Annotated in this window: 18 protein-coding genes and 1 other annotated feature; of the genes, 17 read left to right on the plus strand and 1 reads right to left on the minus strand. The window is 42.0% G+C overall.

What is annotated here, in order from left to right:
• The first annotated feature begins 3 nt into the window (after window positions 1-3).
• From AX677_RS01105 to AX677_RS01140, 8 genes are all read left to right on the plus strand, one after another.
• On the plus strand, window positions 4-1,251 hold the full coding sequence (locus AX677_RS01105) for a glycosyltransferase family 4 protein (protein WP_060975859.1): 1,248 nt from the start codon (window positions 4-6) through the stop codon (window positions 1,249-1,251).
• Between the two features lie 113 nt (window positions 1,252-1,364).
• On the plus strand, window positions 1,365-2,513 hold the full coding sequence (gene cps2T, locus AX677_RS01110) for a beta 1-4 rhamnosyltransferase Cps2T (protein WP_060975860.1): 1,149 nt from the start codon (window positions 1,365-1,367) through the stop codon (window positions 2,511-2,513).
• Window positions 2,510-3,445 carry a glycosyltransferase family 2 protein gene (locus AX677_RS01115; protein ID WP_060975861.1) on the plus strand — a complete coding sequence of 312 codons (936 nt, stop codon included), beginning with the start codon at window positions 2,510-2,512 and terminating at the stop codon, window positions 3,443-3,445. Before cps2T ends, AX677_RS01115 begins: the two co-directional genes overlap by 4 nt.
• A gap of 5 nt (window positions 3,446-3,450) precedes the next feature.
• On the plus strand, window positions 3,451-4,257 hold the full coding sequence (locus tag AX677_RS01120) for an ABC transporter permease (protein WP_060975862.1): 807 nt from the start codon (window positions 3,451-3,453) through the stop codon (window positions 4,255-4,257).
• Window positions 4,257-5,462, plus strand: coding sequence for an ABC transporter ATP-binding protein (locus AX677_RS01125; RefSeq protein ID WP_060975863.1), 1,206 nt, complete (start codon window positions 4,257-4,259; stop codon window positions 5,460-5,462). The genes AX677_RS01120 and AX677_RS01125 overlap by 1 nt, the downstream gene beginning before the upstream one ends.
• A gap of 16 nt (window positions 5,463-5,478) precedes the next feature.
• A complete protein-coding gene (locus tag AX677_RS01130; RefSeq protein ID WP_060975864.1) occupies window positions 5,479-7,149 on the plus strand; it encodes a rhamnan synthesis F family protein in 1,671 nt (556 codons plus the stop codon).
• Between the two features lie 56 nt (window positions 7,150-7,205).
• Window positions 7,206-9,674, plus strand: a complete 2,469-nt coding sequence (locus tag AX677_RS01135; protein WP_060975865.1) for an LTA synthase family protein — start codon at window positions 7,206-7,208, stop codon at window positions 9,672-9,674.
• A gap of 79 nt (window positions 9,675-9,753) precedes the next feature.
• Window positions 9,754-10,242 (plus strand): EbsA family protein, encoded by a 489-nt coding sequence (locus AX677_RS01140; RefSeq protein WP_060975866.1) that lies wholly within the window; start codon window positions 9,754-9,756, stop codon window positions 10,240-10,242.
• On the opposite strand, the gene AX677_RS01145 is transcribed toward AX677_RS01140, so the two are convergent.
• A complete protein-coding gene (locus AX677_RS01145; RefSeq protein ID WP_295345912.1) occupies window positions 10,239-10,436 on the minus strand; it encodes a ferredoxin in 198 nt (65 codons plus the stop codon). The genes AX677_RS01140 and AX677_RS01145 overlap by 4 nt on opposite strands.
• A 45-nt stretch (window positions 10,437-10,481) precedes the next feature.
• On the opposite strand from AX677_RS01145, the gene AX677_RS01150 reads away from it, so the two are divergent.
• The 9 genes from AX677_RS01150 (at window position 10,482) to AX677_RS01190 (ending at window position 17,209) form a co-directional block, all read left to right on the plus strand.
• Window positions 10,482-10,919: an SAG1386/EF1546 family surface-associated protein gene (locus AX677_RS01150; RefSeq protein ID WP_002895035.1), complete on the plus strand. Its 438-nt coding sequence runs from the start codon at window positions 10,482-10,484 to the stop codon at window positions 10,917-10,919.
• A 9-nt stretch (window positions 10,920-10,928) separates the two neighbouring features.
• Window positions 10,929-11,606, plus strand: coding sequence for a (d)CMP kinase (gene cmk, locus AX677_RS01155; protein ID WP_002897257.1), 678 nt, complete (start codon window positions 10,929-10,931; stop codon window positions 11,604-11,606).
• Between the two features lie 26 nt (window positions 11,607-11,632).
• Window positions 11,633-11,763: a sequence feature (ribosomal protein L20 leader region), on the plus strand.
• A gap of 16 nt (window positions 11,764-11,779) precedes the next feature.
• On the plus strand, window positions 11,780-12,310 hold the full coding sequence (gene infC, locus AX677_RS01160) for a translation initiation factor IF-3 (protein ID WP_002895037.1): 531 nt from the start codon (window positions 11,780-11,782) through the stop codon (window positions 12,308-12,310).
• Between the two features lie 33 nt (window positions 12,311-12,343).
• Window positions 12,344-12,544, plus strand: a complete 201-nt coding sequence (gene rpmI, locus AX677_RS01165; RefSeq protein WP_002895038.1) for a 50S ribosomal protein L35 — start codon at window positions 12,344-12,346, stop codon at window positions 12,542-12,544.
• Window positions 12,545-12,588: 44 nt separating this feature from the next.
• Window positions 12,589-12,948, plus strand: coding sequence for a 50S ribosomal protein L20 (rplT, locus tag AX677_RS01170; protein ID WP_000124830.1), 360 nt, complete (start codon window positions 12,589-12,591; stop codon window positions 12,946-12,948).
• Window positions 12,949-13,165: 217 nt separating this feature from the next.
• Window positions 13,166-13,633 (plus strand): deaminase, encoded by a 468-nt coding sequence (locus AX677_RS01175; RefSeq protein ID WP_002895042.1) that lies wholly within the window; start codon window positions 13,166-13,168, stop codon window positions 13,631-13,633.
• A gap of 172 nt (window positions 13,634-13,805) precedes the next feature.
• Window positions 13,806-14,228: a hypothetical protein gene (locus AX677_RS01180; RefSeq protein WP_223311157.1), complete on the plus strand. Its 423-nt coding sequence runs from the start codon at window positions 13,806-13,808 to the stop codon at window positions 14,226-14,228.
• A gap of 263 nt (window positions 14,229-14,491) precedes the next feature.
• Window positions 14,492-15,682, plus strand: a complete 1,191-nt coding sequence (metK, locus tag AX677_RS01185; protein WP_060975867.1) for a methionine adenosyltransferase — start codon at window positions 14,492-14,494, stop codon at window positions 15,680-15,682.
• Window positions 15,683-15,949: 267 nt separating this feature from the next.
• Window positions 15,950-17,209: a UDP-N-acetylglucosamine 1-carboxyvinyltransferase gene (locus AX677_RS01190; RefSeq protein WP_060975868.1), complete on the plus strand. Its 1,260-nt coding sequence runs from the start codon at window positions 15,950-15,952 to the stop codon at window positions 17,207-17,209.
• Window positions 17,210-17,230 lie beyond the last annotated feature (21 nt).

Here is a 17,230-nt window from a genome sequence, read left to right on the forward strand (position 1 = left end):
GCTATGAAAAAAAAGATATTATTCATTTCGCCGACTGGAACGCTAGATAATGGAGCTGAAATCTCCATTGTCAATTTGATGGAATACTTGGTAGAGATGGGCCATCAGGTTATCAATGCGATTCCGGATTATCATGTAGCCGTTCAGCAGGACTATATCTCCAGTCTGGCAGCCTTGGGTATTGAGACTATAGCCTTGCCGGCAGTTAAATGGTGGTGGGAGGATGCGCCTGGTGGCCTGCCGGACAGTCCTGAGTCTAGAGCTCGCTCTTATCAAGATAATACCTCAGCGCTCAGAAAGATACTAACGGAGCGAAAGATTGATTTGGTTATTACCAACACGGTCAATATGTTTCAAGGTGCAGTGGCAGCTGCCTGCGAGAATGTTCCGCATTTCTGGCTGATTCATGAATTTCCTGACGGAGAGTTTGGCTACTATAAGGAAAAGCTAGATTTTATCAGTGATTATTCGCAGGAAATATTTGCAGTTAGAGGTGCCTTGCAGAGACAGTTACAGGAGCTGCTGCCAAACAGAAAAGTCTTGTCTTTTGCCCCTTTTACGAAAATTCATCCTACTAATACAGGAGAAAAGGATAGAGCCGAAAGACGTATTGTGTCAGTCGGACGTTTGACAGAGCGGAAAAATCAATTAGAATTGATAAAAGCCTATAACCAGTTATCTCAGCCAAAACCGCCCTTAGTTCTGATCGGAGCCTGGGATGAGGAGTACAAAAAAAGATGCGATACTTATATCTCTGAACATCAGGTCAAAAATATTAGTTTCTTGGGACACAAGGACAATCCTTGGGCAGAGGTGACGGCAGCAGACCTAGCGGTATTTCCTTCTGCTATGGAAACCTTTGGTTTAGTCTATATTGAAGCGATTATGAATGGTTTTCCGACCATTTTGTCGGACAATCCTGGTCATCTATCCGCCTATGAAATCTTTGAAGAAGGTCAGCTGTATTCATCTGGCAATATTGAGGAGTTGGCTGATAAGATAAACATTGCCTTGGCAAATTTTAAGGGATTAAAAGACCAGTCGGTGGCCAATCTTGGCAAAATCCAAGAGCACTACACAGTTCAGAGTGTTTACCAAAACTTATTGGATAAGATTGAAAACACTGAAATGTACCAGGTTAACTCCTTGCGTCATGTCAAATGCTTATTGGATACAAATTTACCTTCTCAACAAGCCAGCTCTTTCTTACGCAAAGTGAAAAATAAGCTATTTTCTGGTAGAAGAGGTTAAAGAAAGAAAAGGACAAGTGCAGCCGTGGCTCTACCTGTCCTTTTTGTATTATACAAATACACTAGAAAGTGGTATAATGGACTTGATTGTAAAATCTTGAATTGAGGGAAATCATGAAACATGTCTTCATCATCGGGAGTCGAGGACTTCCTGCCAAATATGGAGGATTTGAAACCTTTGTCAAGAAATTGACAGAGCATCAAATCTCTTCTCAAATCCAATATCATGTGGCTTGCTTATCAGATGATGAAGCTTTTCATCATTTTGACTACAAGGGGGTAGACTGCTTTACAGTTAAGCCACCCAAGCTTGGCCCTGCCCGTGTAATTGCCTATGATATGATGGCTGTCTCCTATGCCCTCAAGCTTGCTAAGAAAGAGCAGATTGAGCAGCCAATTTTTTACATTCTTGGAAATACGATTGGTGCCTTTATCTTTCCCTTTGCTCGTCGTATCCATCAGGCAGGCGGTCAATTCTTTATCAATCCTGACGGGTTGGAGTGGAAGCGGGCCAAGTGGTCTAAGCCAGTTCAAGCCTATCTCAAGTATTCTGAGAAGGTCATGACCAAGCATGCAGACTTGGTTATTGCGGACAATCAAGGCATCGAAAGCTATATTCAAAAAGCTTATCCTTGGGCTAAAACGACCTGTATCGCTTATGGAACCGACCTTTATCTGTCTAATCTGACGGAAAACGAAGGCAAGGTCAGGGTCTTCTTTGAAAAGTGGGCTAGTAAGGAAAAAGACTATTACCTGATTGTCGGACGCTTCGTTCCGGAAAACAACTATGAAACCATCATTCAAGAATTCATGAAATCCAAAACCAAACGTGATTTGCTGATTATCTGCAATCATGAGGGCAATCCCTATTTTGAAGAACTCAAGCAGAAAACAGGCTTTGACCGTGATTCTCGTATTAAATTTGCTGGGACGGTCTATGATCAGAATCTGCTCAAATATATCCGTAATCATGCTTTTGCATACATACATGGCCATGAGGTTGGCGGGACTAATCCGGGACTCTTGGAAGCACTGGCTCAGACAGATGCCAATCTGGTGCTGGATGTGGACTTTAACCGTAAGGTAGCAAAAGAAACAGCTCTATACTGGAAAAAAGAACCTGGCCAGCTGGCCCAACTGATTGACCGAGTAGATGCTCAAACAGAGTTTACGGAGCTAGGTCAAGCCGCAAAAGAAAATATGAAAGAAAACTACACCTGGGAAAAAATTGTGGGTGAATACGAGGATTTATTTTTATCATGAAAGTGACTATTCTTCTGTCCACCTATAATGGGGAGCAGTTTCTGTCCGAGCAGATTAAGAGTATCCAAGAGCAGACATATAGGGATTGGCAGCTACTGATTCGTGATGATGGCTCTACAGATGGGACGCGGGCTGTCATTGAGGACTTTTGCCGCAAGGATGACCGCATTGCCTTTATCAATCGGGAAAATTCACAAAATCTAGGTGTCATTCAAAGTTTTCATAGCCTGCTTCAGTACCAAGATTCGGATTTCTATCTCTTTAGCGACCAAGATGACGTTTGGCTGCCAGACAAGATTGCCATGCAATTGGCTGAGGCAGACAAGTATGATAGCAGTCTGCCCTTGCTGGTGTATACTGACTTGAAGGTCGTAGATCAAGAGCTACAGGTTGTTCACGAAAGCATGATTCGCACTCAGTCAGATCACGCTAATATAGAACTAGTTCAAGAGTTGACGGAGAATACGGTGACGGGCGGTGTTTCTATGATAAATCGCGCCTTGGCCCAACTTTGGACTGGGAAGGAAGAGCATGAACTGCTCATGCACGATTGGTATCTGGGCTTGCTGGCTGCGGCTTTTGGCAATCTAGTCTATATTGACAAGCCGGGTGAGCTTTATCGTCAGCATTCGAATAATGTGCTAGGAGCTCGAACGCTCAGAAAACGCGTAAAAAACTGGGTGCGTCCCCATGTTCTTTTTGCCAAATATTGGAAATTGATAAAAGACAGTCAGACTCAGGCCAGAAATTTGCTGGTCCTGCCACTGACTGCTAAAAATAGAGAGTTAATTGAGAACTTTGTGACCATTATGGAGGTGCCTTTTAAGGAGCGTTGGCGCAGGATTCGCCAGTACGACTACCGTAAAAACCGCACTTTTCATACTCTGGTTTTTACGAGCCTCATTCTCACAAAGTTTGCTTATAAGGAGTAATATTCATGGATTTTTTTAGTAAAAAAAATCGTATTCTTTTGAAAGAATTAATCAAGACGGATTTTAAGTTGCGTTATCAAGGGTCCTTGGTCGGCTATCTCTGGTCGATTTTGAAGCCATTGATGATGTTTACTATCATGTATTTGGTCTTTGTCCGCTTTTTGCGATTTGATGATGGGACACCCCACTATACAGTAGGGCTTTTGCTGGGGATGGTTTTCTGGTCTTTCTTTACCGAAGCCACCAATATGGGCATGCTTTCCATCGTCTCTCGGGGAGATTTGCTTCGTAAATTGAACTTTCCCAAGCATACCATCGTCATTTCATCGGTTCTTGGAGCAGCTATCAATTTTCTGATTAATCTGGTCGTTGTTTTTCTCTTCGCCTTGATTAATCAGGTGGAATTCGGCTTGTATACGCTAGTGATTATTCCTCTTTTTCTGGAGGTATTGGTCTTGGCAATGGGCTGCGCCCTCATGCTGTCTTCCTTGTTTGTGAAGTATCGGGATATTGGACCGATTTGGGAAGTGGCTCTTCAAGCAGGAATGTATGCTAGTCCTATTATTTACTCTCTGACCTTTCTTTTGCAGCGGAAGCAACTCTTCGTCGCTAAAATTATGATGCTCAATCCGATTGCTCAGATACTGCAGGACATGCGCCATTTCATTGTTGCTCCTGTTAATGTCAGAGGCTGGGATATCGTGAACAACAAACTAATCGCCCTCATTCCTTATATGATTCCTTTTGTGATATTGGCTCTAGGTTTGTTCTTCTTTAATAAAAATGCTAAGAGATTTGCGGAGATTTTATAATGTCAAATAATATTGCAGTAAAAGTCGATCATGTAAGTAAATTCTTTCGATTGCCTACTGAGGCTACTCAGAGTTTGAGAACCAGTCTGGTTAATCGTTTTAAGGGGATTAAAGGCTACAAAGAACAGCATGTTTTGAAAGATATTTCCTTTGAGGTCGAAAAGGGTGACTTCTACGGGATTGTCGGCCGCAATGGCTCTGGTAAGTCCACCCTCCTGAAAATTATCTCTGAGATTTATATTCCGGAGAAGGGCAAGGTAACTATTGATGGTAAGTTGGTTTCCTTCATTGAGCTGGGTGTCGGTTTCAATCCAGAACTAACTGGCCGCGAAAATGTCTATATGAATGGTGCCATGCTGGGATTCTCAACAGAAGAAGTAGACGACATGTACGATGATATCGTGGAGTTTGCTGAGCTGGGCGAGTTTATGAATCAAAAACTCAAGAACTATTCCAGCGGTATGCAGGTGCGTTTGGCCTTTTCTGTGGCCATCAAGGCTCAGGGTGATATTCTGATTTTGGACGAGGTCTTGGCTGTTGGGGACGAAGCCTTTCAGCGTAAGTGTAATGACTATTTCAAAGATCGCAAGGAGTCAGGTAAGACGACCATTCTGGTGACCCATGACATGGGAGCTGTTAAAAAATATTGCAATAAGGCTGTCTTGATTGAAAATGGCTTAGTCAAAGCTATCGGTAATCCTGATGATGTTGCCAACCAGTACAGTCTGGACAATGCGACTGAAACAAAAGCCATGAACGAAGGATTCCAGGTTGAGAATGCAGCGGTTTCTGATTTGAAGGTTAAGCTCTTGCATTCGTCTCAGATTTCACCTGAACAAGAGATTGAATTTGAAGTTTCTTATCAGGTAAATCAAGACCTACCGACCTATGTTTCCTTTTCTCTGACAGATATCGATCGAACTATCTGGCTTTACAATGATAATTCCATGGATCAGCCGACAGAAGGACCTGGACAGAAGCGCTTGACTTATAAGTGCCATGTGTCACAGATAAATAACGCTAAGTTAAAGCTGCAGGTTTCAGTGAGGGATCAGGAAGAACAGATTCTAGCCTTTGCAGACTCTCAGAACAACCCTGTTATCTTAGTCAATCGCCAGGATATTAAGGATGACGATGTCTCTGCTAAGGATTCTGCCACTGGCTTAATCCAGCGTAATGGCAGTTGGAAGATTTCTCAATCATAAAGAATAAGGTATTTTCATGGAACGAATATTACTCTATGTTCATTTCAATAAATGCAATCATATAAGCGGTCATGTCTTCTATCAATTGGAGCAGCTAAAGCCGCTTTTTTCTAAGATTATTTTTATTTCAAATAGTCCTTTGAGCAATGAGGACAAATGCCGGCTGAGAGAAGATTTGGGAATTTCTGACTTGCTTGAGCGGGATAATCGAGGCTTTGATTTTGCAGCCTGGCGTGACGGTATGAACCGGCTGGGTTTTGACACTTTACAGAACTCAGACTCTCTGACTCTCATGAACGACACTTGCTTTGGTCCGCTATGGGATTTAGCGCCCATTTATCAGCGCTTTGAAGAGGATTCTCAAGTTGATTTTTGGGGAATGACTAATTTTCGCAAGACCAGGTACTTTGAAGAACACTTGCAGAGCTACTTTGTAACCTTTAAGCAGTCAGTTCTCAAAGACAAGACTTTCCGTGAATTTTGGTCTCAGGTAGAAGATTTTACTGACGTTCAAGATGTGATAGACCATTACGAGACCCAGTTTACCAAGCGCTTTGTAGAGGCAGGATTCAGATATCAAGCTCTCCTTGATACCCGTCAGGAAGAAGCAGGGGAGTTGGTTCATCCAGACTTTTCATACTATAAGCCACTTAGGATTCTGGAAGCGAAGGTTCCTTTTCTAAAGGTGAAGGCTCTCTCGGGCAATCCTTTTTTGGCTAGGTATTTGCTGGAAGATCTTGAAACAAACTCATCCTATCCGACTTCCCTGATTAGGGAACACCTTTTCTATCATTTTGGTCCTGACCTTCCTTGTTTGCTGCAGGATAAGTATTTGTCTCAGGCAACTTCGAACTATCGGGCTCATCAGCCTGTCCTCCTGCATATTCATGTAACGGATTTTCCTATTTTTCAGCAGTACCAGGACAAGCTATTCTCTCTATCGTCTCAGTACCAGTATTTATTGACAACAAATCAGCCAGAAGTGCTGAAACAGCTGCAGACAGTGCTGGCTCATCTTGGCAATAAAGTGCAGATTATCCTAAGTCAGAAATCTCATGCCTGGCTTGCCATGCTGGAGCAGAAGGAAATTCTGCAAAACTATGCTTATATCGGTCATCTATCTACTCATAGATTGGTAGAGAATCAGGCGGCTTTTGACCAAACCATGCGCTCTGATTTGATAAATCTTATGGTGGATTATGCGGATGCAAGCATAGAAGCGCTAGAGAAGGAGTCTGCTGTAGGGCTGGTTATTCCAGATTTGCCGCGCCTAGTCAGAGATGGCTTGTTTGAGTCAGAACCTCCACGTCCAAGGCTGGCTGCTATCTGGCAGGAAGCTGGTTTGCATAAGTCTTTTGACTTTATGACCGCCCCTTCTCTGACGAGAGTCTATGGCGGCTTCTTATGGTTCAAATATTCTGCTTTGGCTAGTTTGTTCCCGATGAAGAGTTTAGAAAATTCGCCATCCTCTGAGCAGGAATTGTCTGATGTTTTAGAGCAATTATTGGTTTATCTAGCTTGGGACAATCATTATGATTTCAAGATTATGCCCTTATCTTCTCTACCCTCTTTACTGGACTGGCAGAGGAAAAAAGCAGAGTTGACCGAGCAAAAAGAAAAATTAAGTCAGAAAAATTTATCTCAAAAGATACGAAATCGTTTGTCCAATCTTTTAAAGAAAAAGTGAGATTCTTGGTTTACAAAAAATCTCGCTAGAGAATTTAACTATTTACCAAAAAGAAAATGAAATTTTTACTCAATCACTATAAGCAGTTCTCATACCTGCTAATTAGTTTTTTACTTTTAGATATAGTCGCTGTTACGACGGTTTTATTGTTGGAGGAAGGCGAAGATTTGCGGAATTATCCAGCCTTGTGGCTGGCCTTTCTGATGTTGCTCCCTCTTTTGTTTGGCTTGGGCAAGCTTTTGTCTCAGCTCTTCAGCAAAAGATTCTTTATATGGTTAGCCATTATTTACGCTCTCTATACGGGATTCTCTTACTTACTGACAGTAACGCAGCACGTCAATGATTTTGAGTTCAAAGCAGAACGGGTTTTCAGCAATCATTTTTGGCAGTTTAACTCCCTGCCTGGCTTGCTTTTGATTTTCTTATTTGCGTATATTTTTATCCATTTTCCAAAGCTTAAAAAACGCTTCCCAGATAAGTTCTTGCAGGTTAATAAGAAAAATAGAGAGGTACTGGAAAATCTTTTTCTATCCCAGCTCTTCCTATTTCTTGCTTTGATGGACGATAAGATGCCGGAATTGCTGCATCACCAAAGCTATTTAGTGAATTTCCTTGAGGAAGGCAAGTTGGATATAACGCAGAATTTTATGCTAACTCTCCTCTGCCTTATCGCACTTATCTTTATCCTGCTTTCTCTCCCCAGCTTTCTAGCTGTTAAGGGATTGCGCGATCTCGCTCAGAATAAAGCCAGTGTTTCTGTTGCTTTTGTGTTGAGTGCAGTGTTTGCCCTTGTCTTTAACTATACAATCCAAAATAGTATCCGAGGAGATGTGATTGTTTTGGATCAGTATCTTTTCACTGGAGCCAGTCTCTTTCAAATCATCGTTTTTTTCATGATTTTTATGGCTCTTTACCTGATTTTCAATCATTTTCTCCTGCCAACCATGCTGATAACAGCCTTAGTGGTGATTGTCACCATAGCCAGCAGTCTGAAATTTCAGTATCGCCAAGAGCCAATATTGCCTAGTGATATGGTCTGGCTGAGAAATCCCAAGACCCTCTTTGACTTTCTTGGAGGCAATTATGGATTTTATGCTATCTTGGGACTAGCTGCTCTAGGCGCTCTCTATTGGTATTTGCGCAAGAAAATCTTGCCAGGCAAGCTCATTACCGTTCTTAAATACCAGCTTCTCTTGCTAGTCCTGCCCTTGGTCTTTTTCTTGGGAGTCATGGATATATTTGCCACTAAAAAGAATGGCAAAATAGTAGAGAATATCCCAGTTATTTCGATCTTGAATAATTACCATGACCTGACCTGGATGGGAAATACTGTCAATTCACAGCTGCGCTCCCTTTCTTTTGTCTGGTTTTCACAGATGTCGGATACAACCATGACCGAGCCACGTGGCTATTCTAAAGAAAAGATTCAAGAGATAGAAAAAAAGTATAAGAATGTTGCGGAAGCTATTAACAAAGAACGCCAGAATAAAATCGAAGATCAAACGGTAATTTATCTCCTGAGTGAAAGTTTTTCTGACCCTGCTCGGGTTGACGGCGTTACTATGTCTGAGAATCCAATTCCTTATATTCAGGAAGTTAAAACTCGCACCACCAGTGGACTTATGAAGTCAGACGGCTATGGTGGAGGAACGGCCAATATGGAATTTCAGACCCTGACAGGTTTGCCTTTTTATAATCTGTCTCCATCTATTTCGGTTCTCTATACTGAAATTGTCCCGAGGATGAATAGATTCCCTTCCATTAGTGATGCTTATTCATCTAAGAATCGGACAGTAATCCATCTGGCCTCCCCTAGCAATTATGCCAGAAATGTCATTTACCAAGATTTGGGATTTGATACCTTTATTCACTATGGTACCAAAGGCCTGAAGGGGGATAATATAGGTGGTAATTACAGCGATAAAACGACTTATAATCAAGTCTTGGAGCATTTGAATGGCAAGCAGGGACAGTTTTTCTCTGTCATGACCATGCAGAACCACATGCCTTGGAGTGAGCCCAATCCTGTCTACATGTCTGCCAGCTATCCTGATTTTAGCAAGGAAGGGAACGAATCTCTTTCCAGCTATGTCAGAATGCTTTACCATACAGATCAGGCGACCAAGGAGTTTTTGGAGAAGCTTTCAAAGGTAGATAAAAAAGTAACAGTCGTCTTTTACGGTGACCATTTGCCTGGTCTCTATCCTCAGTCAGCCTTTAAAGAAGATTCAGAAAGCCAATATCTGACAGATTATTTCGTTTGGAGTAATTATGAAACTCCTAAACTCGATTATCCAAGAGTCAATTCTAGCGATTTCTCCGCTCTCTTGCTGGAGCAGACAAATTCCAAAGTATCACCTTACTATGCTTTATTAACAGAAGTATTGCATAAAGCCAGCGTGGATAAAAAGGAATTGGACGAAGAAGCTCAAGAAATAGCAGATGATTTGAAACTGATTGAGTATGATATGGTCAGAGGCAAGGGCTACTTGTCTGATAGCTTCTTTAAGACAGCAAAATCATAAATAAAAAAATAGAATAGGCAAGTCTACCTGTTCTATTTTTTCTAAATTTATGCTAAACTAGTAGTACGGGGGTGTGAGCATGATAAAGATTTTCGGTAAGGTTCGCTATCACTGGCAGCCAGATGTAGCTATCCTGATAATATATTGGTCTTTATCGGTCATTCCGATTTTTGTTGGCCTGGCTTTGATGTATGAAAGCTCACGAGTGCCGACTCTTGTTCTGTTTTCTTTCTTCTTGTTCATGGTTTTGCTGGGAATGGGAGTTCATCGTTATTTTACCATTTATGACGATGGAACCTTGCGAATTATCACAGCCAATCCCTTTACTCCGATAAAGGTCAAGATTTCAGATATTGAAAAATTAGAAGTGACTAAGACGTCAATTACCTTATATTTTAAAGGGCAGAGCCGCAGCCGGAGTTTTTGTATGCGCAAGTGGCCTAAAAAATATTTTGTCAATGCCCTAGCCCTTAATGAGCATTTTAAGGGTGAAGTAGAATTAGTAGATAATTTTACCCATATTGATTATTTTGAAGCTTACTATGGCAGTCAGTCCAAAAAATCCTAGTCTTTCAAAAGAGCTCTGGTTGGGCAGTTTTTGATGGCTTCCACGACATCGGGATCCTCAGCGATTTCCTTTTCTAGGAGCTGGTCGTCCTGGTAAAATTTGACGATGCCATTGTCATGATAGTCAAAAAGATCTGAGTAGGTTTGACAAAGCCCGCAGGCAATGCACCGTTCGGGAATGAGTGTTACTTTCATACCCATATTGTAATAAGATTTTAAGAAAAACTCAAGGAGGAAGTCATGGAAAAAGAACCATGGGAAGAAGATGTATACGATAACGGAGAAGATAAGTTGAAACGAACTAAGAAGTTTAGCGCATTGAATGCTGATCGTTTGTTGACCATATTAACCATTATTTTCTGTATTTTAGTGGTTGCGGTGGTATGCTTCCTGACCTATCTGTCTACTGGGGGAAGTAATAGACAGACCCAAATGGAAGGTTTTTACGGCACTTCAGCAGCAAGTTCCAGCAGTGAAGCGTCTTCTACAGCAGAGCAGACGGCGGCAAATACCACAGAATCATCTGAAGGAACTCTGACTGTCCAGCCTGGTGAAGGTGAGGCAGCCATTGCGGCGCGTGCAGGTATTTCTATTGCCAAGCTTGAACAGCTTAACCCTTCTCATATGTCCACTGGTTCTTGGTATGCCAATCCAGGTGACGTTGTGAAGATTGAGTAGGAGCCAGCTATGAAACAGATTCAAATTGCGATTGACGGTCCAGCTTCCAGTGGAAAATCGACCGTTGCCAAGATTATTGCTAAGGATTTTGGCTATACTTATTTAGATACAGGAGCCATGTACCGGGCTGCAACCTATCTGGCTTTGCGGCATCATCTGACAGAAGCAGATGCCACTGAAATTGTAGACTTGCTCAATAATCATTCGGTTAGTTTTGGTCGAGCGGAAGATGGCGAGCAGTTGGTTTTTGTCGGAGATGTAGATGTGACTCACCCAATTCGAGAAAATGAAGTTACCAATAATGTTTCCTGGGTATCTGCCATTCCTCAAGTCCGTGAGAAACTGGTGGCCTTGCAGCAGCAAATTGCAGCTCAGGGAGGGATTGTCATGGATGGCCGTGATATTGGAACGGTTGTCTTGCCTCAGGCTGAGCTCAAGATTTATCTGGTAGCCTCAGTCGAGGAAAGAGCTGAGCGCCGTTATAAGGAAAATCTATCAAAAGGTATTCCTGCTGACTTGGAGAAACTGAAAGAAGAAATTGCAGAGCGAGATTATAAGGACAGTCATCGCGAGGTTTCGCCATTGAGACCGGCAGACGATGCCATACATTTTGATACCACTGGTATTGGCATTTCTGAAGTTGTTGCATTTATCGAAGAAAAAGCGAAAAAAATTATTGACAAATAAAATGAAACTTGGTATGATAGTAGAGTTGAGAAAAGCAGAAGTGAGAGCTTCTCGCCTTGCGACTAACGTTGTCTGGCTCTACAGGATTCAGTTTCAGTAATGAAATACTATCATGTAGTGCGGGTTTGCGTTAGCAGGTCCGCACTTGTTTTTCTCTAAAAATAAAAAAAGAGGTGAAAACCATAGCAAAACAAGACTTATTCATCAATGATGAAATTCGTGTGCGTGAAGTTCGCTTGATCGGTCTTGACGGCGAACAATTAGGTATTAAACCGCTGAGCGAAGCGCAGTCTCTTGCGGATGAAGCAAATGTCGATTTGGTCCTGATTCAGCCACAAGCTAAACCACCTGTTGCAAAAATTATGGACTACGGTAAGTTCAAATTTGAGTACCAGAAAAAACAAAAAGAACAACGCAAGAAACAAAGTGTTGTTACTGTGAAGGAAGTTCGTCTCAGTCCAACCATCGACAAGGGAGACTTTGACACTAAACTTCGCAACGCACGCAAGTTCCTTGAAAAAGGAAATAAAATAAAGGTATCTATCCGCTTCAAAGGCCGGATGATTACCCACAAAGAAATCGGGGCTAAAGTTTTAGCAGATTTTGCTGAAGCGACTCAAGATGTTGCTATCATTGAGCAAAAGCCTAAGATGGATGGTCGTCAGATGTTCATGCAGATGGCGCCAATTCCTGACAAAAAATAGATTGTCAGAAAGATAGAAAAAGGAGAAAACATTATGCCAAAACAAAAAACACACCGCGCATCAGCTAAACGTTTCAAACGTACAGGTTCTGGTGGCTTGAAACGTTTCCGTGCTTACACTTCTCACCGTTTCCACGGAAAGACTAAGAAACAACGCCGTCATCTTCGCAAAGCAGGAATGGTGCATGCAGGAGACTTCAAGCGTATCAAAGCAATGCTTACAGGTCTGAAATAAGAGCTACTGTAACAATTATCTAGGAAATATTGGAGGAAATATAAATGGCACGTGTTAAAGGTGGCGTTGTATCACGCAAACGCCGTAAACGTATTTTAAAATTAGCTAAAGGTTACTATGGAGCAAAACATATCTTGTTCCGTACTGCAAAAGAGCAAGTAATGAACTCTTACTACTATGCATACCGTGACCGTCGTCAGAAAAAACGTGACTTCCGCAAACTTTGGATCACTCGTATCAATGCGGCAGCTCGTTTGAACGGACTTTCATACTCACAATTGATGCATGGTTTGAAATTGGCTGAGATTGAAGTTAACCGTAAAATGTTGGCTGACTTGGCTGTTAACGATGCAGCAGCTTTCACAGCTCTTGCAGATGCAGCTAAAGCTAAGCTTGGTAAATAATTAAAATAAGAACTGAGGATTTCCTTGGTTCTTTTTCCATAACTATTAATGAAAAGTATAAAGAAAGAAATAGCCCGCCAAGCCACTTATAGTATAGATAAAGGCTTGTTACTGATAAGACAGCTTTCATGGTAAAGCTAGTTAAAAATAGGGAATTGCGATATAATAGAAAAAACAGATACTTATGTGAATAAAAAATCAGTAGAATGGAGAAACTATGTCGGAGAATCGTTTAGCTTGGGATCAGTATTTTGCGGCTCAGGCTCTCTTAATCGCTAATCGTTCAACCTGTAAGCGAGCCAAGGTTGGCGCTGTATTGGTCAAGGATAATAAGGTTATTTCAACTGGTTACAATGGCTCGGTTTCAGGGACTGAGCACTGTATTGACCATGAGTGTCTGGTTATTGACGGTCACTGCGTGCGGACCTTGCATGCTGAGGTCAATGCCATCTTGCAAGGAGCCGAGCGGGGAGTCCCCAAGGGATTTACGGCTTATGTGACTCATTTTCCCTGTCTCAACTGTACTAAGCAACTGCTTCAGGTCGGCTGTAAGCGAGTGGTCTACATCAACCAATATCGGATAGATGACTATGCTCAGTATCTCTACAAGGAGAAAGAGGTGGAATTAGTTCATCTGCCGCTGGATGATGTCAAGAAGGCTATCGCTCAGACGGATTTGGTATAGAATGAGGAGTTTATGTGAAAAGCGCATATGTATGTTATGTAGCAAAATATTCTCTGAATCAAGCGTGTATTATAGAGGTTGGACATAAGTGAAATGCTATTATCTGAGGAACAATAGTGGGATAGATATCTTGCCTCTTCAGTCTAAAAAATAATTAGAAAGGATGAATCAAATGACGAATAATGAGATGAATAAAGATAATAATCAATCTATTGAGGAACAAAATATTCCTGACGTTACTATGAAGAATTCAAAAGAAACCAAGTATAGGTCAGGTCTGCTGTCATTTGCTTTTTATCTATCGATAATTTATCTTGTCTTGTTTGTTTTACTTTTCACTCTAGCAGGTCCATGGGGGATCGTCTTGTTAATTTTCCTAGCACCCAGCTTAATTTGTATTTTAATTGCGACCGTTTTAACTGGTATTGGAAAGAATAGAGGAAATAAGGGTTTACTGTATGCAGGTTCAGGACTTTACCTGATTTCTGCCTTTTTTGCAGGAGACCCAGATTGGTTTCTTTTTCAAATCGCTCCATTTGTTTTAGCAGCTCTTGTTTTGTTCGGAACTCTAATGGCTAAAGAAGTGGAGAGGTAACAGAAGAAAATTTGGTGCTAAACTATATCTTCTCTTTATGTTTTTATTTTGTTATTTAGTCTGGATAGGTTGGTTAACTTCCAAGAATGAATGGAGCTTAACAAGGTATAGTTTTAATCTATATCTTGTTCTTTTTTTAAAAAAAGGGAGTGGTATCGTAAATTATGGTATAATGAGAAAGTTATATAGTCCCGATAAGATGATAGGAAACTTCTATCAGTACTTTGTAACTCTATAACAATTTTTTAAGGGGGGACATTTCTATGTCAGAACGTAAACTTTTCACGTCTGAATCTGTATCGGAGGGACATCCCGATAAGATTGCAGACCAAATTTCCGATGCTATTTTGGATGCTGTCTTGAGTCAGGATCCAAATGCCCATGTGGCTGCTGAAACAGCCGTTTATACGGGCTCGGTTCATGTTTTTGGTGAGATTTCGACCACAGCTTATGTAGATATTAACCGTGTTGTTCGAGATACCATTGCAGACATTGGTTACACCAATACAGAGTATGGATTTTCAGCTGAGACAGTCGGTGTGCATCCGTCTTTGGTGGAGCAGTCTCCAGATATTGCTCAAGGTGTCAATGAAGCTCTGGAAGTTCGTGGGAATGTGGATCAAGATCCATTGGACTTAATTGGTGCTGGAGACCAGGGGCTTATGTTTGGCTTTGCAGTGGATGAAACGCCGGAGCTCATGCCGCTTCCTATCTCGCTCAGTCACAAGCTAGTCCGTCGATTGGCAGAGTTGCGCAAATCAGGAGAGATTGCCTATCTTCGTCCAGATGCTAAGTCACAGGTGACAGTTGAGTATGATGAAAATGACCAGCCTGTGCGCGTGGATACGGTGGTTATTTCGACTCAGCATGACCCAGAAGCGACTAATGAAGAGATTCATCGTGATGTGATTGAAAAGGTGATTAAAGCAGTAATCCCAGCCCAGTATCTGGATGATAAGACAAAATTTTTCATCAATCCAACCGGCCGCTTTGTAATTGGCGGTCCGCAAGGAGACTCTGGCTTGACTGGACGTAAGATTATTGTGGATACTTACGGCGGTTATGCTCGTCATGGTGGCGGTGCCTTCTCTGGTAAGGATGCAACCAAGGTCGACCGCTCAGCTTCATACGCAGCTCGTTACATTGCTAAAAACATCGTGGCTGCTGGACTGGCCAAGAAAGCAGAAGTACAGTTAGCCTACGCCATTGGTGTGGCTCAGCCGGTTTCTGTACGCATCGATACTTTTGGCACTGGTACTGTTGCAGAAAGCAAATTGCAGGAAGCAGTTCGTCAGATTTTTGATCTGCGTCCGGCCGGTATCATTCAAATGCTGGATCTGAAACGGCCAATCTACCGTCAGACAGCAGCTTATGGCCACATGGGTAGGACAGACATTGACCTGCCTTGGGAAAAGTTGGATAAGGTAGAGGCATTGAAAGCAGCAGTGCAGTAAGAAGACAGTTCTCAATCGTAATGGTTGAGAGCTTTTCTTTTTTAAGAAAAAGTTATTTCTATACAGACAACTTTTAAAAGGCAAGCAGTCTAGCCTTGCGCTTCTCTCATTCTTGGGAATACTGTATTTTTTTGAAAAAACTATTAAAAAAGCCATTTTCTCTGTTTCATTTTAATTTCAATTGTCTTATTTATCTAAAAGTATAGGAAATTTCCTGAATCTGTGGTATAATAAATGGCAATACCTTGAAAGAGCTTTATTTTAAACATGAAAAAAATTGTAATACATGGTGGTCGCCCCTTAAAAGGAGAGGTGACTATTAATGGTGCTAAAAACAGTGTTGTTGCCTTGATTCCGGCTGTGATTCTGGCAGATGATATTGTAACGTTGGATGGCGTTCCGGATATTTCGGACGTGGATAGTCTGATTGATATCATGATTGCCATGGGAGCTAGTGTTACTAGCTCTGAGGACAGTCTGACGATTGATCCGCGTGGTATCCAAAACGTCCCTATGCCTTATGGGAAAATCAACAGTCTAAGGGCTTCTTATTATTTCTATGGCAGCTTGCTTGGTCGCTATGGTGAAGCAACAGTAGGTCTGCCTGGTGGTTGTGACTTGGGGCCGCGTCCTATTGACTTGCACCTCAAGGCTTTTGAAGCTATGGGGGCTAAGATGACCATGGACGGCAACTACATGAACCTATCCACAGGAGGTCAGCAGCTGAAAGGCGCTAGCATTTATATGGATACAGTCAGCGTGGGTGCCACCATCAATACTATGTTGGCTGCTGTCAAGGCCAAAGGTCGGACTATTATTGAAAATGCAGCGCGGGAGCCAGAAATCATCGACGTAGCAACTCTCTTGAACAATATGGGAGCGCACATCCGTGGAGCAGGAACCGATATTATTACGATTGAGGGGGTTCCACACCTTCATGGAACGCGTCATCAAGTAATTCCAGACCGTATCGAGGCAGGGACTTATATCGCCCTTGCTGCAGCTATTGGTCAGGGAATTCAGATTAATAATGTCCTTTATGAGCATTTGGAGAGTTTTATTGCCAAGCTTGAGGAAATGGGTGTTCGGATGACGGTTTCTGAAGACAGCATTTTTGTCGAAGAGCAGCAAAACCTGCGAGCTATAAACATCAAGACTTCCCCTTATCCAGGCTTTGCAACTGACCTACAACAGCCGATTACTCCGCTCTTGCTGACGGCTAATGGCCATGGTAAGATTACGGACACCATCTATGAGAAGCGGGTTAACCATGTGGCGGAGCTGGCTAAGATGGCAGGTAAGATTTCGACCAGCAGCGACCAGATTGTCTATGAGGGGCCAAATCAACTGCAAGGAGCTCAGGTCAAGGCGACCGATTTGCGAGCAGGAGCTGCCTTGGTTATTGCAGGTTTGATGGCTCAAGGAAAGACAGAGATTACTAATATCGAGTTTATCCTGCGTGGCTATTCTAATATTATTGAAAAATTAACAAGTCTGGGTGCAGATATCCAGTTGATAGAAGAATAAGCGTTTTTCGCTTATTTTTTG

It is taken from the genome of Streptococcus sp. CCH8-C6, from assembly GCF_001557225.1.
Taxonomy (GTDB): Bacteria; Bacillota; Bacilli; order Lactobacillales; family Streptococcaceae; genus Streptococcus; species Streptococcus sanguinis_C.